The sequence below is a fragment of the Bradyrhizobium sp. JR3.5 genome (genome assembly GCF_054057015.1).
Genome location: NZ_JBSRYV010000002.1, coordinates 2,612,239 through 2,637,543, shown reverse-complemented (window position 1 = coordinate 2,637,543; position 25,305 = coordinate 2,612,239). Strand labels below are relative to the sequence as shown.

16 protein-coding genes and 5 pseudogenes are annotated in these 25,305 nt (G+C 65.7%); 7 read left to right on the top strand and 14 right to left on the bottom strand.

Annotated features, from left to right (window positions below; all coding sequences use genetic code 11):
* Positions 1-100: 100 nt before the first annotated feature.
* Positions 101-802 carry a GntR family transcriptional regulator gene (locus ACVWW1_RS29495; protein ID WP_456658325.1) on the top strand — a complete coding sequence of 234 codons (702 nt, stop codon included), beginning with the start codon at positions 101-103 and terminating at the stop codon, positions 800-802.
* Positions 803-859: 57 nt separating this feature from the next.
* Positions 860-2,227, top strand: coding sequence for an NAD(P)/FAD-dependent oxidoreductase (locus ACVWW1_RS29490; protein ID WP_456658324.1), 1,368 nt, complete (start codon positions 860-862; stop codon positions 2,225-2,227).
* 98 nt (positions 2,228-2,325) lie between these two features.
* On the opposite strand, the gene ACVWW1_RS29485 is transcribed toward ACVWW1_RS29490, so the two are convergent.
* From ACVWW1_RS29485 to ACVWW1_RS29460, 6 genes and pseudogenes are all read right to left on the bottom strand, one after another.
* Positions 2,326-2,976 (bottom strand): alpha/beta fold hydrolase, encoded by a 651-nt coding sequence (locus tag ACVWW1_RS29485; protein WP_456658323.1) that lies wholly within the window; start codon positions 2,974-2,976, stop codon positions 2,326-2,328.
* Positions 2,966-3,373, bottom strand: a complete 408-nt coding sequence (locus ACVWW1_RS29480; RefSeq protein ID WP_456658322.1) for a hypothetical protein — start codon at positions 3,371-3,373, stop codon at positions 2,966-2,968. The genes ACVWW1_RS29485 and ACVWW1_RS29480 overlap by 11 nt, the downstream gene beginning before the upstream one ends.
* A gap of 71 nt (positions 3,374-3,444) precedes the next feature.
* Entirely contained in the window at positions 3,445-4,251 is an 807-nt protein-coding gene (locus ACVWW1_RS29475; RefSeq protein ID WP_456658321.1) for a crotonase/enoyl-CoA hydratase family protein, read from the bottom strand.
* Positions 4,252-4,298: 47 nt separating this feature from the next.
* The gene (locus tag ACVWW1_RS29470) at positions 4,299-5,339 is read right to left on the bottom strand and encodes a zinc-dependent alcohol dehydrogenase (RefSeq protein WP_456658320.1); all 1,041 of its coding nucleotides are present in this window, start codon (positions 5,337-5,339) and stop codon (positions 4,299-4,301) included.
* A 216-nt stretch (positions 5,340-5,555) separates the two neighbouring features.
* Positions 5,556-6,472 (bottom strand): annotated as a pseudogene (locus ACVWW1_RS29465) (phosphoribosylaminoimidazolesuccinocarboxamide synthase).
* A gap of 85 nt (positions 6,473-6,557) precedes the next feature.
* Complete coding sequence (locus ACVWW1_RS29460; protein WP_207834344.1) at positions 6,558-7,475, bottom strand: pirin family protein; 918 nt, start codon at positions 7,473-7,475, stop codon at positions 6,558-6,560.
* A 269-nt stretch (positions 7,476-7,744) separates the two neighbouring features.
* Here ACVWW1_RS29460 and ACVWW1_RS29455 point away from each other — a divergent pair, with 269 nt between their 5' ends.
* From ACVWW1_RS29455 to ACVWW1_RS29440, 4 genes and pseudogenes are all read left to right on the top strand, one after another.
* Complete coding sequence (locus tag ACVWW1_RS29455) at positions 7,745-8,320, top strand: GNAT family N-acetyltransferase (protein WP_456658319.1); 576 nt, start codon at positions 7,745-7,747, stop codon at positions 8,318-8,320.
* 63 nt (positions 8,321-8,383) lie between these two features.
* A pseudogene (locus ACVWW1_RS29450) lies at positions 8,384-9,444 on the top strand (helix-turn-helix domain-containing protein).
* 195 nt (positions 9,445-9,639) lie between these two features.
* Positions 9,640-11,068, top strand: a pseudogene (locus ACVWW1_RS29445) (serine hydrolase domain-containing protein).
* A gap of 128 nt (positions 11,069-11,196) precedes the next feature.
* Positions 11,197-11,487 carry a DUF1330 domain-containing protein gene (locus ACVWW1_RS29440; protein ID WP_176534709.1) on the top strand — a complete coding sequence of 97 codons (291 nt, stop codon included), beginning with the start codon at positions 11,197-11,199 and terminating at the stop codon, positions 11,485-11,487.
* A 479-nt stretch (positions 11,488-11,966) separates the two neighbouring features.
* Here ACVWW1_RS29440 and ACVWW1_RS29435 read toward each other — a convergent pair whose 3' ends face one another.
* Complete coding sequence (locus ACVWW1_RS29435; RefSeq protein WP_456658318.1) at positions 11,967-13,337, bottom strand: MmgE/PrpD family protein; 1,371 nt, start codon at positions 13,335-13,337, stop codon at positions 11,967-11,969.
* Between the two features lie 147 nt (positions 13,338-13,484).
* On the opposite strand from ACVWW1_RS29435, the gene ACVWW1_RS29430 reads away from it, so the two are divergent.
* Complete coding sequence (locus tag ACVWW1_RS29430) at positions 13,485-14,624, top strand: FUSC family protein (protein WP_456658317.1); 1,140 nt, start codon at positions 13,485-13,487, stop codon at positions 14,622-14,624.
* Positions 14,625-14,631: 7 nt separating this feature from the next.
* On the opposite strand, the gene ACVWW1_RS29425 is transcribed toward ACVWW1_RS29430, so the two are convergent.
* The 7 genes and pseudogenes from ACVWW1_RS29425 to dnaA all read right to left on the bottom strand — a co-directional run bounded on the left by ACVWW1_RS29425 (position 14,632) and on the right by dnaA (position 25,100).
* The gene (locus ACVWW1_RS29425; RefSeq protein ID WP_456658316.1) at positions 14,632-15,288 is read right to left on the bottom strand and encodes a DsbA family protein; all 657 of its coding nucleotides are present in this window, start codon (positions 15,286-15,288) and stop codon (positions 14,632-14,634) included.
* Positions 15,285-16,723 (bottom strand): annotated as a pseudogene (locus ACVWW1_RS29420) (MATE family efflux transporter). The gene ACVWW1_RS29425 and the pseudogene ACVWW1_RS29420 overlap by 4 nt, the downstream one beginning before the upstream one ends.
* A gap of 150 nt (positions 16,724-16,873) precedes the next feature.
* Entirely contained in the window at positions 16,874-18,166 is a 1,293-nt protein-coding gene (murA, locus tag ACVWW1_RS29415; RefSeq protein ID WP_207834360.1) for a UDP-N-acetylglucosamine 1-carboxyvinyltransferase, read from the bottom strand.
* A gap of 225 nt (positions 18,167-18,391) precedes the next feature.
* Positions 18,392-20,829 (bottom strand): annotated as a pseudogene (gyrB, locus tag ACVWW1_RS29410) (DNA topoisomerase (ATP-hydrolyzing) subunit B).
* A 229-nt stretch (positions 20,830-21,058) separates the two neighbouring features.
* Entirely contained in the window at positions 21,059-22,195 is a 1,137-nt protein-coding gene (recF, locus tag ACVWW1_RS29405; RefSeq protein ID WP_456658315.1) for a DNA replication/repair protein RecF, read from the bottom strand.
* A gap of 75 nt (positions 22,196-22,270) precedes the next feature.
* A complete protein-coding gene (gene dnaN / locus ACVWW1_RS29400) occupies positions 22,271-23,389 on the bottom strand; it encodes a DNA polymerase III subunit beta (protein ID WP_176534718.1) in 1,119 nt (372 codons plus the stop codon).
* A 280-nt stretch (positions 23,390-23,669) separates the two neighbouring features.
* A complete protein-coding gene (gene dnaA, locus ACVWW1_RS29395) occupies positions 23,670-25,100 on the bottom strand; it encodes a chromosomal replication initiator protein DnaA (protein WP_176534719.1) in 1,431 nt (476 codons plus the stop codon).
* Positions 25,101-25,305: the final 205 nt, after the last annotated feature.

Genomic DNA, 25,305 nt, shown 5'->3' with positions numbered 1-25,305 from the left:
TTTTATACATTGGATTGCATAATCAGCAATCTAATTTTATACAATCATGACCAAGTCGGATATCTTGGCTTGGCTCACCAGCGAGAGAGAGAGAAGCCGGATGGAACCTGCGACCGCCGCCAGCCATCGAGGGGCCGGACCTCACGGTTCCGCTCCGGACGCCGTGCGCGAGGCACTGCGGGCCGCGATCAGTTCCGGCGAGCTCGCGCCCGGACTGCAGCTCCGTCAGGACGAGCTCGCTGCCCGGTTCGGCACCAGCCGCATCCCGGTGCGCGAGGCGCTGCGCCAGCTCGAGGCCGAGGGTTTTGTGACCTTCCTGCCCAACCGCGGCGCTGTCGTCTCCGACCTGTCGATCGATGAGGTGATCGAGCTGCTCGAGATCCGCATCGCACTCGAATGCCACGCGTTGCGATTGGCGATCCCCGCGATGGGCGAGATCGATCTCGAGGCGGCAACGAAAATCCTCTGTGCCTACGACGCCGAACCTGATCCGGCGCAATGGGGCGCCTTCAACTGGAAATTCCACGCCACGCTCTACGCGCCGTGCAATCGTCCGCGCCTGCTCAGCATGATCGAGGCGAACTACGGCCACGTCGGCCGCTTCACGCGGGCGCTGGTGTCGCAGGCGACCGGCAAGGAGCGTCCGCAGCGCGAGCACTATCGGCTGCTCGAACTCTGCCGCGACGGCGAGGTCAAGAAGGCCGTCCGCCTGCTGCGCGATCACATCGAGGAGACGCAGAAGACGCTGCGCTCGGCGCAACGCCAGGCGTTGCGCGATGCGGGCCCGGAACGTCCGATCTGATCGCTGGGACAATTCAAATCATCGCAGGCCCCACTGCGGGCCTTTGGGAGACACCGCGTGAAGACCAATGACGTCGAAATCCTGGTGATCGGTGCGGGCATCGTCGGCATCGCCACAGCCTACTACCTCGCCGTCCAGCACAAGCGTTCGCGTCTGCTGATCGTCGACGAAGGCCAGCCGATGGCGCTGACCTCGGCGCAATCAGGCGAGAACTACCGCAACTGGTGGCCGCATCCGACGATGGCGGACTTCACCAATCACTCTACCGACCTGATGGAAGAGATCGCGCGCCGCAGCGACAACCGCATCCACATGACGCGGCGCGGATATCTGCTGGTCACGCGCGAGGAGAAACCTGAGGAATTGCTGCAGCAGCTCTACGCTGGCTACGGCGAGCAAGCTGCAACGTTGATCCGCCTGCATGAAGGATCGGGCCGCGGCTATGTGCCGCCGCATTCGGCGGACTGGCAGAGCGCGCCTGACGGCGTCGACGTTCTGCTCGGCCGCGATCTGATTGCGGCACATTACCCGACCTTCGACAAGGAGGTTTCGACTGCGCTGCATATCCGCAGGGCAGGCGACATCAGTGGTCAGCAGCTCGGCCAGTACATGCTGGAGACGATGCGGCCGCTGGGCGCGCAATTCCAGCAAGCCAAGGTGGTCGGCATCGCGAAGACCGATCGCTTCGCCGTCGACGTGCTGGCCGATGGCGCGAGGCAGACCATCAAGGCGGACATCATCGTCAATGCCGCGGGCCCGTTCGCCGCGCATGTCGCGGCGATGCATGGCGAAGCGCTTCCGATCGTCAATGTGCTGCAGCAGAAGATCGCGTTCGCCGATCGCAACCGCGCGGTCGATCGTAAAATGCCGTTTGCGATCGATCTCGACGACCAGACGCTGGCCTGGTCCGACGATGAGCGCGAGGCGCTGTCCGCGGCGCCTGAATTCGCGCGCCTGCTGGCGCCGATGCCGGGGAGCATTCATTGCCGGCCTGATGGCGGCGACCATGGCGAATGGATCAAGCTCGGCTGGGCCTTCAATGCCGAGCAGACCACGGCGCCGGTGCGCGAGCCGGAGCTCAATCCATATTTCCCCGAAGTCGTGCTGCGCGCGGCGAGCCGGCTGCAGCCGCGGCTCGCGCAGTATCTCGGCGCGCTGCCGCGCGACCACGTGCATTACGGTGGCTACTACCCGATGACGAAGGAAAACTGGCCGTTGATCGGCGCGGCGAAGACGCCGGGCGTCTTCCTCGCCACCGCGCTGTCGGGTTACGGCACGATGGGTGCCTGCGCCACCGGCGATCTCTGCGCCCGCGCCGTGGTCGGCGCGCCCACACCCGCATTCGCCCGCAGCCTTTCGCTGGCGCGCTATGACGACAAGGCGCTGATGGGTCAGCTCGAAGCGACCGCGAGCGGCTTGCTCTAGAGCAATTTCGGTTCTGATTGAATCAGAACCGAAGCTCTAGACTCTTGTTTGACGCGTTTTCTTCACGCGAATCGGTGTCCACTTCGCTCGAAAACGCTCTAGCCGAGGCTCTCCATGAACGCGCGCAACCGCGGCGCCCATTTGTGCGCGTCGCGGCCCGATGCCGAATGGCCGTAGTCGCTGTCGAGCAAAAAATAATCGGCGTCGACGCCGGCGGCCTTCAGTGCCGGCATCACCTGCGGTGCAAGCTCCGGCGGGAACAGCTTGTCGGTCCGCGACAGGACATAGAGCACCTTGGCCTTGATCTGTCCGAACTGCGCCGTGACGTCGAAGCCGCGCAGCGCCTTGGCCAGAGTCAGCAGCGAATTGGCGTCGAACCCCCTGGCCCATTCCGCCGCCTCGGCGCGGATCGCGGTCTCGATCTCCGCCGGGTCGGTCATCGTGTCGCGTAGCCGCGTCTCGATGCCGTAGCTCTTCAGCGTCGCGGTGCGGATCTGGATCATGCTTTCGAGCACGCCGCCGTGATCGTAATAGTCGCCGCCGTTCCAGTTCGGATCCTGCGACAGCACCGCCATCAGGCGCGCGACATTGCCTTCGGCGCGCTCGCGCGGCACCAGCGGCGCGGTGACGACAGCAGCAATGCCGCGCATGGCGTCGGGATAGTTCACCGCCCATTGCAGCGCCTGGAAACCGCCATAGGATGGACCGACGATCGCAACGAGCTTGTCGATCCCGAGATCATCGAGCATCGCGCGCTGGGTGGCGACGATGTCGCTGACGGTGATGTCCGGGAAGCGCGGCCCGTAACGCCGGCCGGTCCGCGGGTCGATACTCGCCGCATTGGTCGAGCCGTAGGACGATGCCCAGCATGTTCGGACAGATCGCGAAGTAGCGGTTGGTGTCGACAGCCTTGCCGGGGCCGACAATCTCATTCCAGCTGCCTTCGCCGGTCGATCCGCCGGGATCGATCATCTGCGGCCCGCTGGTGTTGCCGTGGGTGATCAGCACGACATTGTCGCGGTTGGGCGCCAGCGTACCGACGGTGCGGTACGCGACGGTGACTTCGCCCAGCACGCTGCCGTTCTCCAGGCGGAAATCGGATGTCGTGAAGTTCTCCAGCTCGGTTGCGATCGATTGTGCGGGCATGGTTTTGCTTTCGGAATGGTGCGACAGCTCAGCACGTCGGCAGCAGGAGCGCAAAGGCTGGCGCTGTGGGACTACCCATTGCCGCCCTCATTGCCGAACGCGCCGTGGCGGCCGATACCCGAGGCGAAGCGCGCCGCGCCGGATAGCGTCTCGCCTGAAGCGATCACCTCGAGCCCGCCGCGCATCTCGTTCCGGATCGCCTCTTCCTCGTCGAGGTCCCATTGCCGCAACGCCGACAGCCGATCGGCGCGCAGGCAGTTCTGCGGGAATTTCGCGATGTCCCTGGCGAGCACAATGGCGTGCGCGCGCGTCTCGCCCTTCGGCACCAAGCGGTTCGCGAGCCCCATGCGAAGCGCCTCGGGGCCTGCGACCGGACGTCCTGTGAGGATCAGATCGATCGCCTGGGAATGGCCGATCAGCCGCGGCAGGCGGATGGTGCCGAGGTCGATCAGCGGCACGCCAAAGCGGCGGCAGAACACGCCGAAGGTGGCGTCCTCGGCGACGACGCGCATGTCGGCCCACAGCGCGAGCTCCATGCCGCCGGCGACCGCAAAGCCCTCGATCGCGGCGATCACCGGCTTCGACAGCCGCAGCCGGCTTGGCCCCATCGGCGCGATCGTGTTGTGGCCGCCGATCTCGCGCTTCTTCTCGGGATCGCCTGCTGCCACCGCCTTCAGGTCGGCGCCGGCGCAGAAATAGCCACCGGTCCCGGTGAACACTGCAACCGATGCGCTCGCGTCGGCGTCGAAGGCCAGAAACGCGTCATACAGTTTTCGCGCGGTGGCGCCATCGACGGCGTTGCGGTTGTGCGGACGGTTGATGGAGATGATGGTGACAGGACCATCGCGCTCGACGAGCACGGTATCGGCATCGGACATGGGTCGCTCCCTGGGCTTGTTGCTTGGCGCGAGCGTAACGTTGCCCGTCAGGCAATGCCATCACGAACGAAGGCGACGCGGATGGTCGGATCCCCGATCGCCTCATGCGCATCCTCGAAACGGACGCGGCGGGTGATGACATGTTCTGGATGGTAATGTCCTGCCGTCACATGCGCGACGCAGTCGGGCAGTTCGGCGCGAACATTGACGCGGCTGACCTTCAGCGTGATCCCGACTCCATACATATGCCGCAGCGGCACCGGCGTGGTCTCGGCGAAGTCGCCATACATGCGCTGGCAGATGCCGTTCGGTTCCGTCGCGCGGAATGCGAGCAGCATGCTGGCGTCGGTCGCGGCTGCATCGATCACGATCGGGAACAGGCCGGGCGGCTCCATCGACAGGCCGCTAGGGGCTTCGATGATGTCGGCACCGAGCGACTTCGCCTTGGCGAGGCGCGGCGCGTGGTCGTCGAGATAGACGACGCGGCCCGCGCCGCGCGCCGCCGCCGCCTGCACCGCGAACAACGCGAGCGATTGCGCGAAGCCGCCGATCACGAGGACATCGGCGCCGGGCCGTTGCGTGAGCCAGCGCGCCACCGCGCTGAACCCGTCGGTCGCGCCGTCGGCCAGTCCTGCGGTTTGCGACAGGGCATGACCGTTCGGCTGGCGGACCAGCATGTGATCGGCAAACGGTACGCGGATGAGGTCGGAGAGGCCGCCGCCATATTCCACGCCGCAGACCGGCTTCAGCCCGTAGGACGAACGAAACGGCACCGCCATGCAGGCATTGGTGTGGCCGCGCCGGCAGCGGTCGCAGGCCCCGCAACTGATCTGGAACGGTACGATGACGAGATCGCCGGGCGCAAAATTCCTCACCGCGCCGCCGATGTCGACGATGCGGCCCGCGGTCTCATGTCCGAGCGCAAACGGACCGGCGAGGCCCGATCGGCCGTGCACGATCGCAAGATCGAGATCGCAGCGCGTCACCGCGAGCGGCTGCACCAGCGCGTCGCGGTCATCCTGGAGCTTGGGTGGGGGAACGTCCCACCATTCGACCTTGTTGCCGCCGATATAAGTCAATTGCCGCATCGTGCACTCTCCGTTTAGGCGGAGAGTGCAGGGAGGCTGACGCGACGACAAAAGGTATGTCTTCAACCGGGGTGAATTGGATTCACTTCAGCCCGCTCTGCTCGTCATTGCAAGGAGCGGAAGCGACGAAGCAATCCATCCTTCCACACGCGGCGAGGTGGATTGCTTCGCTTCGCTCGCAATGACGGAGGAAGAATACGGCGCTGCTGACGGAAGCTAGATCTTCAGCTCGCTGCCCGTCACGCGGCGATACGCTTCGAGATACCGCTTGCTGGTCGCATCCACCACGCTGGCGGGCAGCGGCGGCGGCGGGGCTTCGCCGTTCCAGCGGCCGGCGTGGCGTTCGACGTCGAGATAGTCGCGCAGCGGCTGCTTGTCGAAGCTCGGCTGCGGCTGGCCGGGCTTGTAGGCATCGACCGCCCAGAACCGCGACGAGTCCGGCGTCATCACCTCGTCGATCAGGATGATGCGTCCGTCTTTGTCGCGGCCGAATTCGAACTTGGTGTCGGCGATGATGATGCCACGGGCGCGGCTGGTTTGTTCGCCGTAAGCGTAGACATCGCGCGCCATCTTCTCGAGCGTCGCGGCAACGTCCGCGCCGACGATCTCGCGCACCCGCTTAACCGTGATGTTCTCGTCATGGCCGGCCTCGGCCTTGGTCGCCGGGCTGAAGATCGCGGGCTCGAGCTTTTGGCTCTCGACCAGGCCTGCTGCCAGCTTCTCGCCGGCGAGCGTGCCTTCAGCGGCGTGTATTCCTTCCAGGCCGAGCCGGAGATGTAGCCGCGGATCACGCATTCGATTGGGAATACGGTGGTGCGCTTGCACAGCATCGCGCGTCCGAGGATGTCGGCGCGATGATCCTTCAATGCAGGCACTGCGCGGATGATCTCGTCGGCATCGGCGCTGATCATGTGGTGCGGCACAGTGCCTTCGAGCTGCCGGAACCACCAGGCGCTGATCTGGGTCAGCACTGCGCCCTTCATCGGAATGGTTTCCGCCATCACCACGTCGAATGCCGAGATGCGGTCGGTGGTGAGCAGCAGCACGCGATCGTCGCCGACGGCGTAGATATCGCGCACCTTGCCGCGGCCGATCCGGGGCAGCGGCAAATCGCTGGATAGCATTGCGGTCATGGGCGGGGTCTTTCCGGGTGGCTTTGCGAACACGAGCGCCCGCACACGAGGCGTGCGGGCGTGAGAGATTATCACAGGAAATAGCTCACTCCGGCAGCGGAATGAACTCGTGTTCGTGCGGAACCTGCGAGAAACGCCCGGTTTTCCAGTCCTGTTTGGCCTGCTCGATCCGCTCCTTCGACGACGAGACGAAATTCCACCAGATGTGGCGCGGCCCTTCCAGGGCATCGCCGCCCAAAAACATCATGCGGGTCGGCCGCAGCGTCTTCACGGTGATGCGGTCGCCGGGCCGGAAGATCAGGAGCCGCGGGCCCTCGTGGCGGTCGCCCGCGATCTCGACCTCGCCGTCGACGAGATAGATCGCGCGCTCCTCGTGATCGGGGTCGAGCGGCACCGAGGTGCCGGCCTGCGCGGTCACTTCAGTGTAGAACCACGGCGAGACCATGCTGACCGGCGAGCTGATGCCGAACGCTGAACCTGCGATGACGCGCGCGGTAAAATCGCGCTCCGAGATCATCGGTAGGTCGCCCGCGCCATAGTGCTGGAACGAAGGCGCGATCTCCTCCTTGCCGGCCGGCAGCGCGATCCAGCTCTGTAGCCCGAGCATCTTCTGGCCGTCGCGGCGCTGCACGTCGGGCGTGCGCTCGGAATGCGCGATGCCGCGGCCCGCGGTCATCAAATTCATCGCGCCGGGCTGAATCTCCTGGATGTTGCCCTCGCTGTCGCGGTGCATGATGCTGCCGTCGAATAGATAAGTGACGGTGGCGAGCCCGATATGCGGATGCGGCCGCACATCCATGCCCTTGCCGGCGAGGTATTGCACCGGACCGAAATGATCGAAGAAGATGAAGGGCCCGACCATCTGCCGCTTGCCATGCGGCAGTGCGCGACGCACGGCAAAACCGTCGCCGAGATCGCGGGTGCGCGGCACGATGATCAGGTCCAGCGCGTCGCAGGTCTTGGGATCGCCGAGTTCGGGATCGGTTGAAGGCTGCCAGCTCATGTCGGACTCCTTGCAGTTTTGCCGGATCATACTCTCTATCTGTCGTCCCGGCCAAGCCAACGGGTCGGCGCGAAGCGCCGCCCCGATGACAGGCTCCGCGCGAGCCGGACTCATAACCACGAATGCTTACGTTGCGAAGGCTGTGGCCGCACCCTCCGCACCAACTGATATCGGTGGCTATGCTCCCTGCTCTTTCGCAGGGACGACGAAGTACTTCTGGCGTGTGCACGCGCGTGATAACAGCATAAATTTGGAAACCGGAGCCAACCATGGTTTCTCTGATCAAGCCGGGCGCAAAGCTGTTGCAGGTCGATGGGCCCGTGATCGAGACGTCGCGTCTCATCCTGCGGCCGTGGCGCGCGTCCGACATCGCTGACAACACGCGGATGCTGTCCGATCCCGAGACGGCGCGCTTCATCACGCCGGATCATCAGCCGGTCGCGTCGGAGCTGAAGGGCTGGCGCAATGCGGCGGTCATCTCCGGCCATTGGGCGCTGCACGGCTTCGGCATGTTCGCGGTCGAGGAGAAATCCTCGTCCCGCTACATCGGCCGCGTCGGGCCGTATTGTCCGCCTGAATGGCCGGACCTCGAAGTCGGCTGGGGCATCGCCAAGGAGTATCGCGGCAAGGGTTATGCGGTGGAGGCGGCGCGTGCCGCGATCGACTTTGTGTTCGCGAACTTCACCGTCGACCGCATCATCCATTGCATCGATCCCGCCAACGTCGCCTCGCAGGCCGTGGCGCGGCGGCTGGGTGCTGTCAATGAGGGCCCGGGCAAGCTCGAGGGCGATGTCGTCGATATCTGGGTCACGCAGCGCAGCCGCTGGCCGTGCGATGGTTCTTGAAAAAGCCGGCGTGACGGCCGATGTTCGAGCCGTTGCCGTTTCGAGCCCGAAGCAAACCGACCGATGACCTTTGCCGCGACCGAACTGTGTCTGCGCACCGCCACCGTGACGCTGCTGATGGTGCTTGCGGCCTCAATGTTCGCAGATTTCCGCAAGGTGCTGGCCGGGCGGCTCGCGATCGCCTTCGCGCTCGGCTCGGCCGCGCATGCGGTGACCGCGTCGATGGGTGCCGGGCCGCCGGTCTCGGACTGGCATGCGCCACTGATCGCGCTCTCGACCGGCGATATCGTGGTGTTCTGGCTGTTCACGCGCGCGCTGTTCGATGACGCGTTTCAGCTGCGCTGGTGGCACGGCCTGATCTGGGCTGCGGTCGTGGCCTACAGCTTCGTCAATTGCATGTGGATCGCACCCGCCGGTCACGCGCGGATCGCGATCATCATGGTCAATTCGCTCACGCTCGCCTTCGTTGCGCTCGCGGTGGCGCAAACCATCGGATCGTGGTCGGCAGATCTGGTCGAGCGCCGCCGCCGTGTCCGCGTCTTCATCGTCGCCGCATCTGCGCTGTACGGCGGCATGAACGCGCTGCTTCAGATCGCCTATGCCGGCAGCCGCGTGACCGTGGAATGGGCCAATTTGCTGAACGCGGCCGTGCTCACCGCCATCGTGGCCGCAATCACCTGGGCGATGATGCGCGTCGACGGTGCCGACCTGTTCACGGTGCCGGCGGAGGCCGTCGTGCTGACGAAGCCGGCTGCGGTCGAGGAGGCGGCCGGGACCAGAGACTGGTCGATGCCCTGATGCGGCTGATGGCGGACGAGCGCATCTATCGCCACGACAACGTCACGATCGGCACGCTGGCAACCCGGCTGAAGATCCCCGAATATCGTCTCCGGCGGCTGATCAACCAGCGGCTCGGCTACCGCAATTTCAATGTCTTCCTCAACAATCACCGGATCGAGGAGGCCAAGGCCGCGCTCGCCGATCCCTCGCAGTCCGCAGTTCCCGTCATCACCATCGCGATGGACGCCGGCTTCCAATCGCTCGGCCCCTTCAACCGCGCCTTCAAGGCGACGACCGGTGTGACGCCGACGGAGTATCGGAAGCGGAAAGCGAGCGCGGTGTGACTCTTCTCCCTCTCCCGCAAGCAGGAGAGGCGACACGAGCCCGCGGTTGGACCCTTTGTAATCATTGTATAATTCCAGAATCGGCGGGGCCGCACCGAGTTCTCGGCCAGCCCGATTCCAAATCCGGCGAGCGCTTGCGCGTCCGCTCCGGCCTGATCCCGGCCACGCGCCCCATGCGCCGTGCCGGAGGATACCGTGACTCGTCGAAAGCTCGCCTTCATTCTCATTGCCACCACCGCTTTCGGTGCGCTGGCGCTGTCTGCCGCCCGGGCCCGCGATGTGCCCAAGGTCGCGACCGGCTTTGTCGCCGACGTCGTTTGCTCGGAAACCTTCGTCAGCGGGCTCGACCCGAAGCGAAACTTGGCCGAGACCACCGACGCGATGCCGGGAGCCGGCCTGATCACCTGGGCGATGGACACCGAGGTCGACCTTGGTCGGAAAGACGTCACCGTGACGCTGTTCGGGCTTGGCCGCAGCCACGCGGTCTATCGCGAGGGGTTCGGTTGCACGCTCGACCACGGCGTGGTGCTCGCCGATACCGCGCCTCCGCCCTCGAAACCGCAAGCCGCATCGCTGCCCGAGATCGCAGGTCCTGCGCTCGTCGCGCCACAAAGCCCGCAGCTTGGGGCCGCGCTCGACCGTGCCTTTTGCCGAGCCGGCGGAGCCGCCGTTCCGCCACACCCGCGCTGTTGTCGTGATGAAGGACGGTCGTATCGTCGCCGAACGCTACGCCGACGGCATCGGCATCGAGACGCCGCTACTCGGCTTCTCCATGAGCAAGTCGGCGGTCTCGACCCTGATCGGAGTCCTCGTCCGCGAAGGCAGGCTGACGCGCGACCAGCCGGTCCCGATCGCTGCCTGGCGGAATCCAGACGATCCGCGCCACGCGATCACGGTCGACGAGCTGCTGCGCCACACCGCAGGGCTTGCGCTCGGCAGCTCGCTGCAGGCGTCGCTGGCGTCCGTGCTCGAGCCGGTCAACCGCATGAAGTTCATGGAATCCGATATGGCCGCCTTCGCCGAGAGCGCTCCGCTGGAGAGCGTGCCTGGCCAGGTCTGGAATTATCATGACGGCAACTACCTCATCCTCTCGCATCTGATCCGCAACGCCGCCGGCGGGCAGGCGGCGGACGTCATCCGCTTCGCGCGTGAGAAGCTCTTCGGTCCGCTCGGCATGCGCAATGTCGTGATGCAGTTCGATGCTGCGGGTACGCCGGAAGGATCGGGCGCGATGATGGCGAGCGCACGCGACTGGGCGCGTCTCGGCCAGCTCTACCTCAATGACGGGATGGCCGGCGACAAGCGCATTCTGCCGGAGGGCTGGGCGGTCTATTCGGCTTCGGCCACGCCGAATGCCTGGGTCGGCTACGGCGCGGGCTTCTGGACCAATCTCGGCGACAGCTTCGGCGCCAACCATCGCATCGCGCATGGCTGGCCGCGCGATGCGTATTTCGCCAAGGGCACGATCGGGCAGTATGTGATCATCGTGCCGTCACAGCGGCTCGTCATCGTGCGGCTCGGTCGCTCGCCGAACATGCCGCCCGAGGCGGACGGCGTGTTCGATCTGGTTCGCGATGTCGTCGCGGCGACATCGACAGGCGCGCGGCTCGCTGGCGGCAATTGACGGAGACGTCACACAACACCCGCGCGATCGTGAATTGAATCCCGGCCTCCGGAATTTTCTGATGCTGTGGCGCATCTCGCAGGAGATGCGCCACAGCTTCTTGAAACGCGCCTCAGCCGGAGACCATCATGCCGAAAGCCTACTGGATCGTGCACGTCACGGTTCACGACGAAGCGCATTATCCCGAATATCTCGCCGCCGCGATGCCGGTATTCGCCAGATACGGCGCCAATTTCATCGTGCGCAACGGCCCCTATGAGGTGATGGAAGGCGCAACGCGTGAGCGCAACTTCGTCATCGAGTTCAAGGATCGCGCCACCGCGATGGAATGCTACACCTGCCCCGACTATCAGGCCGCGAAAGCGATCCGGCAGAAATACTCGGACGGGGATTTTGTGATCATTGATGGAGCGGAGTAGGTCTCCGTCATTCCGGGGCATGCGAAGCATGAGCCCGGAATCCATTTTGCCACGCGTGATGCGGCTTGATGGATTCCGGGCTCATGCTTCGCGAGCCCCGGAATGACAGTGAGGTTCGGACGAATCATGTCGTGAAAATGCGAAGCTGCGTCGTCAACCACACCTGTCATCGCCCGGCTTGACCGGGCGAGCCAGTACGCTGCGGCCTCTCGGCTCAAGCACAGCTGTCTCTGGAATACTGGATCACCCGCATGCGCGGGTGATGACACCGAACAAGCTGTTTGACGCCTTGAATTGCGCGACCCATCCTCATCGTCGTCCTGGCGAATGCCAGGACCCATTACCCCGAATGCGCATTGTTGCGCGAAGCTGGGGCCGCAGCTCAATCTCACAACGCAACCCTGTGGTTATGGGTCCTGCTTTCGCGGGAACGACAGTGGTAGATGCGGCGCGCAGCCTGGGCCTCGACGACGCCCGGCTTACTGCCGTCCCAACTGCGTCGCCTTCTCCACACGGTCGAAGCGCTCCAGCGTCAGGATCGCGTCGGCGAGCTGATCGGCGCGCTTGTCGAGCACCGGGCGGGCCAGCGTCAAGAACTTCTGCTGCATCGCCTGCGCATCGGGGAACGAGGTCGGCTCGCCGGATGGATCGGCATAGAGGCGCTCGTGGGTGCCGTCATCAGTGGTGATCGAGACGCGGGCGCCGAACGGATGGGTGCGGCCGACCTCGAGGCGGTCGTCCTGCACCACGTCGAACTTGTCGGCGAGCGCGTCGATCGCCGTATCACCCAGCCGGTCGTAATCGTCCCAGCCGAAATGGCCCTGGTCGAGCGCGATTGCGCCGGTGAAGAACATCGAGAACTGGCCGCCGACCACCGAGGTCGGGTGACGCTTGGTGGCGGCGTCGCCGGTCAGCGTGATGCCGTTGCGGTGGAGGCCGATCTCGACCTTCCTGATCTGGTCCGGCGTCAGATTGTGCTCGCGCCGCATCGCGATCAGCGCGTCGATCGCGGCATGGGTATAGCGGCAGCTCGGATACGGCTTCACGCCGATCTTCAGCGTCTCGTAGGTGTGGCCCAAGCCCGCCACCGCCTTGTCCGGATGCGCGTCATCGGTATAGCCGACCAGCAGGCCGTGCTTGCCCTCGACCGACTCGCTCGAACCGATGAAGTCGTTGCGTGCGAGCGTCGCGGCGATCACGCCGTTCATCGCGGCGGCGCCGACCTGGTAGCGCTTGTTCCAGGCGCCGTTGACCAGGAACTGCAGCGAGCCCGCAGCCTGGCTGCCGGAGACGCCGAACGCGGAGACGATCTGCTGCTTCGACAGGGCGAACAGCTTGGCCGCCGCCGCCGCCGCGCCATAGGTGCCGGCCGTCGCAGTCGGGTGGAAGCCGCGGGCGTAATGCGAGGTCGGATCGAGGGCGTTGCCGAGCCGGCAGCACACTTCATAACCGGCGACGATCGCGGTCAGCACGTCGCGGCCGGAGGCGCCGACCATCTCGCCGATCGCAAACGCGGCGGGCACCACGGGCGCGCTCGGATGCAGCGAGGAATCGGCGTGGGTGTCGTCGAAGTCGAGCGAATGGCCGAGCGCGCCGTTGAGCAGCGCCGCGACCGCCGGCGTCCAGGTCTTGGTGTCGCCGAACACCGTGGCCTCGCCCTTGCCGTCCAGCGCCAGCGCCTCCAGCATCTTCATCAGCGACGGGGTCGATTCCGCATCGCGGCGGGCGCGGATGGTGCTGCCCAGGAAATCCAGCGTCAAAACCTTGGCGCGCTCCAGCACCTGCGGTGGGATATCGGAATATTTCAGGTCGGCGACGTAGGCGGCGAGCGTTGCGGTTTCGTGGGCCATCGTGTTTCCTCAATTTTGCGGCGCAGGGTAGGCGGGCGGGTTTGGCCTTTCAAGCCACCTTGCCGCCGCGGGCAGCAGCCATGCTTCCGGTCGCTGGACGTCAAGTCATGTAACACGGGCCTTTCCATTGATTGCGGATCAGGGTGCATGAGGACCTTCGCAAAACGCATGTTCGAGCAGCTCTGGACCCGCAGGACGCAGCTGGCGCTGGCGGTCCGGATCGCGTCCGCCGGCGTGGCGGCCTACGCCATAGCGCTGGCGCTGCACCTGCTGCTGCCGCTGTGGGCGGTGCTGACCTCGCTGATCGTGACCCAGATGAGCGTCGGCCGCTCGCTGAAGGCAACCCGCGACTACATGCTCGGCACCATCGGCGGCGCCATCTATGGCGGCGCGATCGCGGTGCTGATCCCGCATTCCGGCGAGGGCAGCCTGCTGGCGCTGCTGGTCTTGGCGATCGTGCCGCTAGCGTTCATCGCCGCGCTCAATCCCAGCCTGAACTCGGCGACGGTCACGGCCGTGATCGTGCTGTTGCTGCCGACGATGCAACATTCCAATCCGCTGGACTCCGCCATCGACCGCGTCCTCGAGGTCACGGTCGGTGCGCTGACCGGCCTTGTGATCTCGTTCCTGGTGCTGCCGTCGCGCGCGGTCAGCCAGATCAGGGTCAATGCGTCGAAGCTGCTGGAACTGCTCTCGGCAGCATTCGCCGAATTGCTCGCCGGCCTGACGCGCGGGCTCGACAACGACGCATTGCACCGGATCCAGGATGGCATCGGCAGCGCGGTGACCAATCTGCACGCAACCGGCCTCGAGGCCGAGCGTGAACGCACCATGCATCTGTCATCCGGGCCGGACACCGGTCCGCTGCTGCGGACGATCCAGCGGCTGCGGCACGACGTCGTGATGATCGGGCGCGCCTGCGTCGTGCCGCTGCCGGCCGATATCCAGGCCAGGCTGGCGCGGCCATTGGCCGACGTCAGCAATGCCATCGTGACCTATATGGTGGCGGTCGCGACGGCCCTGCGCGCCGGCAGCGGCCCGGCCGACATAGCGCCGGTCGATGCCGCGCTGCATGCCTACAGCGAGGAGGTTGCCGCGGTGCGCAGCGAGGGCCTGACCCGCGGCCTTCCGGTCGATGCCATGGAGCGGTTCTTCGCGCTTGGATTTTCGCTCGACCAGATGCGGCAGAACCTGAACGACCTCAAGCGCTGCCACGGCAATTGGTGCACGAACGAAGATGCTTCCGAGAAGATCGTTGCGGAAACATCGGAGAAGAGCGCGGCATGACCTTTGGCTACGCCGTGCGGCGCGTCAGGCCCTTGCTCTCCATGCGCCAGATCAGGAGATCGATACGGTCCTGACCGAAGAACGGTTCGTTGGCGAACACGAAGGTCGGCACGCCCCAATGGCCGGAGGCCGCATGCGCCTCCTCGTTGCCCTTGATGACCGCTTCATAGCGATCGGGGTCGGCGGCGATCGCCGCATCCATCGCAGCGAGATCGAATCCGGCGGCATCGGCTGCTCGTGCCAGATGATCGCCCTCGTTCCAGCCCTTCACCGAGCCGTCCCACAGCACGCGGCTGATCGCGGAGGTGAAGGTAAGCGACTGCCCCTCAAGCTGGGCGGCAGCGCCGAGCCGGGTCAGGCGGTGGATGTAGGGCTGGTGTTCGGCGACGTCGAGCGTCGTCATGTCCTGCACGATCGGGTCCGGGCGCGGAAAGCGGAACGGGATGTTCTCGTGCTTGGCGACGCGGCTGGAATCGAGCACGACATAGCGGGCGAATTGCGGATTGGTCTTCCTGAAGAAGCCGGGCACGCGCACCGCGAGCGGATAGACCGGCCGCAAATTCACCGCGACGTCGTAGTCGGCGACCATCTTCAGCGTCTCCGGCAGCGCCAGGTAACTGTACGGACTGCGGAACGAGAAGAACAGGTCGACCGCCAAGGTCATGGACTAGCCTCCGTTCGGTGCGACCTCGTCGACCTGCGTCCAACCAGTCTGCGTGCCAGCAGGCGGAAACGCAAGATCAGGAGGGTCGCATAGACCGCAGTGCCGAGCGACAGCCCGATCCAGACGCCGGGCGCCTTGAGCCCGACCCAGAAGGCGAGCGCGTAGGCGGACGCGAATCCGATCAGCCAGTAGCTGATGGTCGCGAACAGCAGCGGCACCTGGGTGTCGTGCATACCGCGCAGCGCGCCGGCGGTGGTGGTCTGCACGCCATCGGCGATGAAGAACGTCGCGCCGATCAGGAGCAGCATCGCGGTGAGCTGCGCGGTGGCGTCAGAAGCTTCGCCGAGGAACAGCGCCGCGATCTCGAAGCGCGCCAGGATCACCGCGAGCGTCATGATGCTCATGAACACGCCGGAGAGCGCGACCGCGACAAAGCCAGCCCGCTGCACCGCGTCGGTGTCACGGCGGCCGACCGCCTGGCCGACCCGCACGGTGGCGGCCATGCTGACGCCGAACGGCACCATGAACAGGATCGCCGCGATCTGCAGCGCGATCTGGTGCGCCGCCAGCGCCGTGGTGCTGATCAGCCCCATCAGCAGGCCGGCCGCGCCGAACAGGCCGTATTCCAGGAGGAAGGCGATCGAGATCGGCGCGCCGATGGCGACAAGCTTGCCCATCAACGGCCAGTCGATGCGCCAGACGCGGCTGAACACATGGTACTTGCGGAACGGGCGGCGCCGCGCCGCGAACCACATCCCGGCGAGGAAGGTGCCGAGATTGACGATCGTGGTCGCAAGCCCGGCGCCGAACATGCCGAGTTCGGGCATGCCCCATTTGCCGTAGAGCAACAGGTAGACCATCAGCGCATTGGCCGGGATCGCCGCGAGCGTGATCCACAGCACCGGCTCCGGCCGGTTCACCGCGCTCATGAAGCCACGGATCGCAATGAACCACAGCGCCGGCAGGATGCCCCAGGCGAGCCCGAACAGATATTGCTGCGCCAGATGCGCGGTGGCCTGGGTCTGGCCGAGCGCGAGCAGGATGCGCTCGCCCTGGAACGGCAGCGCCATCAGCGGCAGCACCATGAAGAAGGCGGCCCACAACCCGACGCGCAGCGAACGCCGCATCACGCGCGGGTTGCGGGCGCCGAACGCCTGCGCGGCCAATGGCGAGACCGCCGCCATCATGCCCATGCCGATGGTGAAGCTGACGAAATACACGGTATGCGCCAGCGCCGCCGCAGCCACGTACTCGCTGCCGAGCCGTCCGATGAAGGCGAGGTCGGTCGTCATCATCGCGATCTGAGCCCGAGCTGCGTCAGCGCAAGCGGCACCGCGAGCTTCAGCGTTTCGGCGAGCTCGGCCGTGAGCAGCTCGCGAGAGGGGACGACGGCCGCGTGCGACGCGGCCGGATCGATCTTGTCGATGCAGGTCATGACGGCACGCTTAGCACGGCAAACCGGCCGGAAGGATGGCCAAACTGCCCAAACGCGACGATCTCACGCAGAGATCATCGCCTCCCAAATTGTCGTTTGAGCATGGTCCGACGGGAAAGGCGCGTCACGTTTTTCTGGATCACGCCCGGATCACGATCGCGCTGGTATCCGCTTGATCTTGGCGCCGAGCGCGTTGAGCCGTTCGTCGATCCGCTCATAGCCGCGCTCGATCTGGTCGGCATTGTTGATGGTGGAGGTGCCGTTGGCGCACACCGCGGCCAGCAGCATCGCCATACCGGCGCGGATGTCGGGCGAATTCATCGGCGCGCCGCGCAGCCGGCTCGGACCGGCCACGATCGCGCGGTGCGGGTCGCACAGCACGATCCGGCCACCCATCGCGATCAGGTTGTCGACGAAGAACATCCGCGACTCGAACATCTTCTCGTGCATCAGGATGACGCCGTCGCACTGTGTAGCGGTGACGATCGCAATCGACATCAGGTCCGCCGGGAAGGCGGGCCAGGGCTGGTCCTCGAGCTTCGGCACGTGGCCGCCGAAATCGTCCTGGATCTTCATGGTCTGGTTCGACGGCACGACGAGGTCGTCGCCCTCGACGCCGCAGACGATGCCGAGCCGCTCAAAGCCCATCCGGATCGAGCGCAGATGCTCGACGCCGGCGCGCGCGATGCGCAGCGGCGAGCGGGTCACCGCCGCAAGGCCGATCAGCGATCCGACCTCGATATGGTCGGGCTGGATCGCATAGGTCGTGCCGCCGAGCGTCGCCTGGCCGTGCACGATGATGGTGTTGGTACCGATGCCTTCGATCTTTGCGCCAAGCGCGACCAGGAAATTGGCGAGATCCTGCACATGCGGCTCGGAGGCTGCGTTACGCAGATAGGTGGTGCCGCGGGCGGCGACGGCGGCGACCAGCGCGTTCTCCGTCGCGGTGACGCTGGGCTCGTCGAGGAACACATCGGCGCCCTTCAGGCGCGCGGCGCGGAATTCCAGCCGGTGCGTCGCGGTGACCGTGGCGCCGAGCTGCTCGAAGGCCAGAAAATGCGTGTCGAGCCGGCGACGGCCGATCACGTCGCCGCCGGGCGGCGGCAACGCGACCTCGCCGCAGCGGGCGAGCAGCGGACCTGCCAGCAGGATCGAGGCGCGGATGCGCGCGCACAGAGCCGGATCGAGATCGGCGGCGCGGATCTCCTTGGCATGGATCTGCAGCGTGTTGCGCTTGGTCCATTCGGCGCTGGCGCCGACCGAGCGGCACAGCTCGACCAGCGTTTCGGTGTCGCGAATGCGCGGCACGTTGGTCAGCGTGACCGGATGCTCGGTGAGCAGGGCAGCTGCGATGATCGGCAGCGCGGAGTTCTTGTTGCCCGACGGCTCGATGGTGCCCGAAAGGCGGCGGCCGCCTTCGACGATGTATTGGATCGGCGGCACGCGGAATGTCCCCTAACGCATCATCCAGACTTGGATTCGAATTGGGCCACGCGAAATTCCGTAGCGGAATCAATGGCTGTCCGGCACCGTAACACGACTCCCGGCGCAGCTTCCACACGAAAGGTAGCCGCGCGACGGTGCGGAGCGCGCGGTCACGGACACGTCATCTTGGCCGAGCCGTCGCCTCGGAAAGCGCATGTCCGCCTGGCCGCAGGGAGCAGGTCCCTAGATGTCGATGGTGGCGCTGAGCGAGTTTTCCTGGATGAAGTCGCGGCGCGGCTCGACCACGTCGCCCATCAGCTTGGTGAAGATATCGTCGGCCTCGTCGACCTCCTTGATCTTCACCTGGAGCAGCGAGCGCGCCTCGGTGTCCAGCGTGGTCTCCCACAGCTGCTCCGGGTTCATCTCGCCGAGACCTTTGTAGCGCTGCAGCGAGACGCCCTTGCGGGCGGCATCGGTCACCGCCTCGAACAGGTCGATCGGGCCGTGAATGGTCTGTTCGGCATCCTTGCGCCGGAGCTTGCCCGCCCGCACGTAGATCTCCTGCAGCCTGGTCGCATACTCGTCGAGCTTGCGTGCATCGGCCGAGCCGAGAAACGCGTCGTCGATCACGGCCACTTCCTTGACGCCGCGCACGGTGCGCTCGAACTGGAAGCCCTGGCCTTCCGTGAAGGTGCCGATCCAGCCGCGCTCCACTTCGTCGGCAACTGCGTCCAGCCGCTTGGCGATGTAATCAGCCGCGGAGTTGGCGGTCGCGATATCACTGGTGATTCTCGGGGTCAGCACGCCGGCGATCGCGGCCTGCTCGATCACCGCGCGATTGTAGCGGCTGTGAAGGTTGCGCAGCACGGAGCGGATCGTCCGGGCGTCTTCGACCAGCGACAGCAAGTCACGGCCCGAGCGGTCTTCGCCGGAGGCCGGCTTGAAGACGCATTCGTCGAGCCCGGTCGAGATCAGGTAATCCTCGAGCGCGCGTTCGTCCTTCAGATATTGCTCGGACTTGCCGCGCGAGACCTTATAGAGCGGCGGCTGGGCGATATAGAGAAAGCCGCCATCGATGATCGAGCGCATCTGGCGATAGAAGAAGGTCAACAGCAGCGTGCGGATATGGGCGCCGTCGACGTCGGCGTCGGTCATCACGATGATCTTGTGGTAGCGCAGCTTGTCGACCGAGAAGTCGTCGCTGATGCCGGTGCCGAGCGCGGTGATCAGCGTGCCAATCTGCTCCGACGACAGCATCTTGTCGGGGCGCACGCGCTCGACATTGAGGATCTTGCCGCGCAGCGGCAGCACCGCCTGGAATTCGCGGTTGCGGCCCTGCTTGGCGCTGCCGCCTGCCGAGTCGCCCTCGACGATGAACAGTTCGGACTTCGCCGGATCCTTCTCCTGGCAGTCGGCGAGCTTGCCGGGCAGCGAGGAGACGCTGAGCGGATTCTTGCGGGTCAGCTCGCGCGCCTTGCGCGCAGCCTCGCGGGCTGCGGCGGCCTGGATCACCTTGCCGACGATTTCCTTGGCTTCCTTCGGATTCTCCTCGAACCAGGCCGCCAGCGCCTCATTCAGGACGTTCTCGACCACCGGTCGAACCTCCGAGGACACCAGCTTGTCCTTGGTCTGCGATGAGAATTTCGGATCGGGCACCTTCACCGACAGCACCGCGGTGAGGCCTTCGCGGCAATCGTCGCCGGTCAGCGCGATCTTTTCCTTCTTCGCGTTGGCCTCGGCATAGCCGTTGACCTGGCGCGTCAGCGCGCCGCGGAAGCCGGCCAGATGGGTGCCGCCGTCGCGCTGCGGGATGTTGTTGGTGAAGCACAGCACGTTCTCGTGGTAGCTGTCGTTCCACCACAGCGCGGCTTCGACGCCGATGCCGTTGGCTTCCGCGCGCACCATGATCGGCGCCGGCACGATCGCCTTCTTGTTGCGGTCGAGATATTTGACGAATTCCTCGACGCCGCCGGAATAGTGCATCTCCTCGCGCTTCTCGACCGCGTGGCGCATGTCGGAGAGCACGATGTGGACGCCGGAATTGAGGAAGGCGAGCTCGCGCAGCCGGTGCTCGAGCGTCGCGAAATCATATTCGATGTTCTTGAAGGTCTCGGGCGAGGCGAGGAAGGTGACCTCGGTGCCGCGTTTGCCCGGGGCATCGCCGACCACCTTGAGCGGCGCCACGGCATCGCCGTGCGCGAATTCGATGTAGTGCTCCTTGTCGTCGCGCCAGATCCGCAGCCCGAGCTTGCTGGACAGCGCGTTGACGACGGAGACGCCGACGCCGTGCAGACCGCCGGAGACCTTGTAGGAGTTCTGGTCGAACTTTCCGCCGGCGTGGAGCTGGGTCATGATGACCTCGGCCGCGGAGACGCCTTCGCCCTTATGGATGCCGACCGGAATGCCGCGGCCGTCGTCGTACACGGTGACGGAATTGTCGGCGTTGGGAGGGTGACTAGGACGCGGCTTGCATGGCCCGCCAGCGCCTCGTCGATCGCGTTGTCGACCACCTCGTAGACCATGTGGTGCAAGCCGGAACCGTCGTCGGTGTCGCCGATATACATGCCGGGCCGCTTGCGGACGGCGTCGAGGCCCTTCAGCACCCGGATCGATTCCGCACCATATTCAGCCGGAATGGGATGCTCAGATTCGGCAGGGGTCTGCCGGGCAGGTTCAGTCATGTGAGGCCTTCGAGGATGTCCCGAATCAGCTGCACAAAATGAGGCGCTGATTCCGCTATTTGTGCCATGAAAGAGCAGTTGCGCCTAGCGCAAAGTCTCTGTCTACAAACTATTGAATAAATAGGATTTTTTCGGCCTGTTTCAAGGCTCTCAAAGGCCGATTCCGGAGGCTCTGAAAAGCCCGATTCGAAGGCAGATTTGCCCCCCTTTCGGAGGCGATTCCGCGCGCTTAGCCGCGCCGTGTGGCGCAGCCGGATTCGACGTCGAAAACCTCTCCCGTCGGGCCGATATCGACAAAGGCGGCAGGATCGGCGCCGGTCATCCAAACCTGTGCGCCGAGCTTGGCGAGTTCGTCGAACAGCGCCTTGCGCCTAGTGGGATCGAGATGGGCGACGACCTCGTCGAGCAGCAGCAGCGGCACGATGCTGGTCATCTCCGCGACCATCGTGGCATGCGCCAGCACCAGCCCGATCAAGAGCGCTTTCTGCTCGCCGGTCGAGGCATCGCGCGCCGGCATGTTCTTCGGCGCATAGACCACCTGCAGATCGGTCAGATGCGGTCCGTCGAGCGTGCGCCCGGCGGCGGCGTCGCGCGGACGGCTGGCGCGCAGGATCTCGCGGTAGCGGTCCTCCACCGCGGTCGCAGGCTCCTGCAGCAGCGCGTTCTCCATCCAGCCGTCGAGCATGATCTCGGCGGACGGGAAGGCCGAGGCGGCGCCGCGCTCGTGCAGCATCGCGGCGAGCTTAGCGGCGGTCTGGCCGCGCGATGCGGCGACCGCGACCGCAAGCTCCGCGGTCTCGCGCTCGATCGCATCACACCAATGGTCGTCGTAGTTGCGCACCTCGAGCAGCCGGTTGCGCGAGCGCAGCGAGCGCTCCAGCGCCGAGACCCGGCTGGAATGCTCGGAGTCGATCGCCAGCACCAGGCGGTCGAAGAAGCGCCGCCGCTCGGAGGCGGCGCCCATGAACAGGCCGTCCATCGCCGGCGTCAGCCACACGATGCGCAGATGGTCGCCGAAGGCGGTCGCGGACCCCACCGGTTCGCGATCGATGCGGCAGCGCCGGCTGTTGCTCGCCTCGCCGGTCGGGGGATCGATGCCGGTGCCGAGCGTGGCGAGGCCGAGCGCGCCCTCGACTTCGGCCGAGACTGCCCAGGAGCCGTCGCCCTGATTGTCGGCGACGTCCTCCAAGGTCGCGCGGCGCAGCCCGCGGCCCGGCGACAGGAACGAGACCGCCTCCATGCAATTGGTCTTGCCGGCGCCATTCGGCCCGACCAGCACCACCATGTCGCCCGCGACCTGCAGCGTCGCCGCCCGGTAATTGCGGAAATGCGTCAGCGACAGGCGATGAATGCGGGACGGGGTCATCTCAGCTCGTCATTGCCGGGCAGTCGTGCCCAGCCACGACGCAATCTAGTGCCGATGCGCGCCAAGAGAAGTGCGTCACACCCGCATCGGCATCAGCACGTAGAGCGCGCCCTTGCTGTCGCGGTCCTGCACCAGGGTCGGGGAGCCGGGATCGGCAAGCTTCAGCACCGCGACCTCGCCCTCGATCTGGGCAGCAATGTCGAGCAGATAGCGCGAGTTGAAACCGATATCGAGCGCGTCGGAGGCGTATTCGACCTCGAGCTCTTCGGTGGCGCTGCCGGAATCCGGGTTGGTGACCGAGAGCACCAGCTTGCCGGGGGACAAAGCCAGCTTCACCGCGCGGCCGCGTTCGCTGGAAATGGTCGAGACGCGATCGACGGCGGCCTCGAAATCCTTCTTGTCGACCACCAGTTCCTTGTCGTTGTTCTGCGGAATGACGCGGCCATAGTCCGGGAAGGTGCCGTCGATCAGCTTCGAGGTCAGCACCACATTGCCGAGCGTGAAGCGGATCTTGCCATCCGACAGCTCGATCGAGATCTCGGCGTCGTCGCCCTCGATCAGCCGCTGCACCTCGCCGACCGTCTTGCGCGGGACGATCACGCCGGGCATGCCAGTCGCGCCCTTGGGCAGCGCGAGGTCGATCTGCGCCAGACGATGGCCGTCGGTCGCAACCCCGCGCAAGGTCGCAGCCTTGGCGCTGCCGGCGGCGTGCAGATAGATGCCGTTGAGGTAATAGCGGGTCTCTTCGGTCGAGATCGCAAACTGGGTGCGGTCGATCAGCCGCTTGATGTCGGAGGCCGGCAGCGAGAACGAATGCGTCATGTCGCCGGCGGCAAGGCCCGGGAAATCGCTTTCGGGCAGCGTCTGCAGCGTGAAACGCGAGCGGCCGGCGCGCACCGCGAGCACCGAGCGGTCGCCGTCGGCCTCCAGCACGATCTGCGAGCCGTCGGGCAGCTTGCGGACGATGTCATAGAACATGTGCGCGGGCACCGTGGTCGAGCCGGCGGTTCCGGTCTCGGCGGCCAAGGTCTCCGTCACCTCGAGATCGAGGTCGGTTGCCTTCAGCGACAATTTGGCGCCCTCGGCGCGGATCAACACGTTGCCCAGGATCGGGATGGTGTTGCGGCGCTCGACCACGCGGTGAACGTGACCCAGCGATTTCAGGAGTTGCGCGCGCTCGACGGTGACCTTCATTGCAATACCCGCCAGATCCCTCAGATGGAAAAGCCGGGCGGCCGTTCAGGGCAGCACCGCGGCATTGGAAACCCGATAAGCCGGATCAATACCGGATTTGATCAAACCCACGGGGGGACCGCAAGGTGGCGCGGATGGGCGGCCGGTGCAAGGGATACGGGCGCGAAACGGGCCCCGTTCCCCACGTTTTGGGCCGGAAAAAAGTTTAGCCCTCCCCTCTTGATAAAGGGGAGGGCTATGGAACGAGCCAGCCAAATGAGGCGGCCTTATTCCTGCAGTCTTATTCCTGCAGCTGACGCTTCAGCGATTCGACTTCCTCTGACAGCGTCGTGTCCTTGGCGACCAGTGCCTCAATCTTGCGCACCGCGTGCAACACCGTGGTGTGGTCGCGGCCGCCGAAGCGCCGGCCGATCTCCGGCAGTGAACGCAGGGTCAGCGTCTTGGCCAGATACATCGCAACCTGGCGCGGACGCACCACGTTGGCGGTGCGGCGGGACGACAAGAGGTCGGAGCGGCTGACATTGTACTGCCGGGCGACCACGCGCTGGATGTCCTCGATCTTGATCCGCTTCGGCTCCTGCGGGCGGATCAGGTCGCGCACCTCGCGCTCGGCCATCTCCAGCGTCACCGGCTGGTTGTTGAGCTTGGAGTGCGCCAAGAGGCGGTTGATCGCGCCTTCGAGGTCGCGGCCGTTGTGAGTGATGGTGCGCGCCAGATAGTCCAGCACTTCCTCCGGCACGTCGAAGGTCGCATGGTGGGCGCGGGCCGCGGCGACGCGCGACTTCAGGATGCCAAGCCGCAGTTCCTCGCCGAGCGAACCCATCTCGACCACCAGGCCACCGGCGAGCCGCGAGCGCACGCGGTCGTCGAGGCTTTCGAGATCGGACGGCGGACGGTCGGCGGCGATCACGACCTGGCGGCCGGCGTCGATCAGCGCGTTCAGCGTGTGGCAGAACTCGGCCTGCGTCGACTTGCCTTGCAGGAACTGCAGATCGTCGATGACCAGCACGTCGATGCCGCGCAGCGCCTCCTTGAACGCCAGCGCCGTCTGCGTCTTCAGCGCCGCGACGAAGCCGTACATGAACTTCTCGGCGGTGAGATACAGCACCTTGCGCTCGCCGCCGGAATTGCCGGCCCAGGTCACGGCTTGCAGCAGGTGCGTCTTGCCGAGGCCGACGCCGGCATGGATGTAGAGCGGGTTGAACATCACGGGATCGCCGCGGCGACCTTCCGCGACCTGGCGCGCAGCCGCATGGGCCAGCGTGTTCGAACGGCCGACGACGAAGCTTGCAAAGGTCAGGCGCGGATCGAGCGGCGAGCCGCCAAGCGCGTCATGGCTGGCGGACACCGGCGCCGTCGCGAACGAGCGCAGTTCAGGCGCAGAACGGCCGTCATTGCGCTCGACACGGCGCACTTCGACCGGCGCAGCCGCTTCCTTCACTGGGGCCATCGCGCGGATCGCCGAGCGCACGGTGAGGTCGATGCGATGTACTTCGGGCATCTCGGCCTGCCAGCAGGACAGCACGCGTTCGGCGTAATGCGCCTGGATCCAGCTCTTGAGGAACCGGGTCGGAACCGACAGATGCACGCTCTCATCGTGCACGCTCTCGAGATCCATCCGCGCGAACCAGCTCGTGTAGACGTCCTCGCCAACGCTCGTCCGCAAACGTCCCTTTACCCGCGACCAGCGATCCTGTTCCGTGTTCGTCATTGCCTTCGTACTTTTCCAAAACTGAGAGATGATGATTGCGAAAGCGCCGTGCAGGGGTCCTGCCACGACGCGACCTCTAGCGGGCGCGGTCTGCTCCGGACAAAGCTCTCCCGTGTGGCGGCCATGCGCCACGCGACAGGTCAGCTGTTTGGAGAAGATGCGTCCCGCGAGGTCAGCGCGTACTCGACGGTCTCTGCGGGTAAGA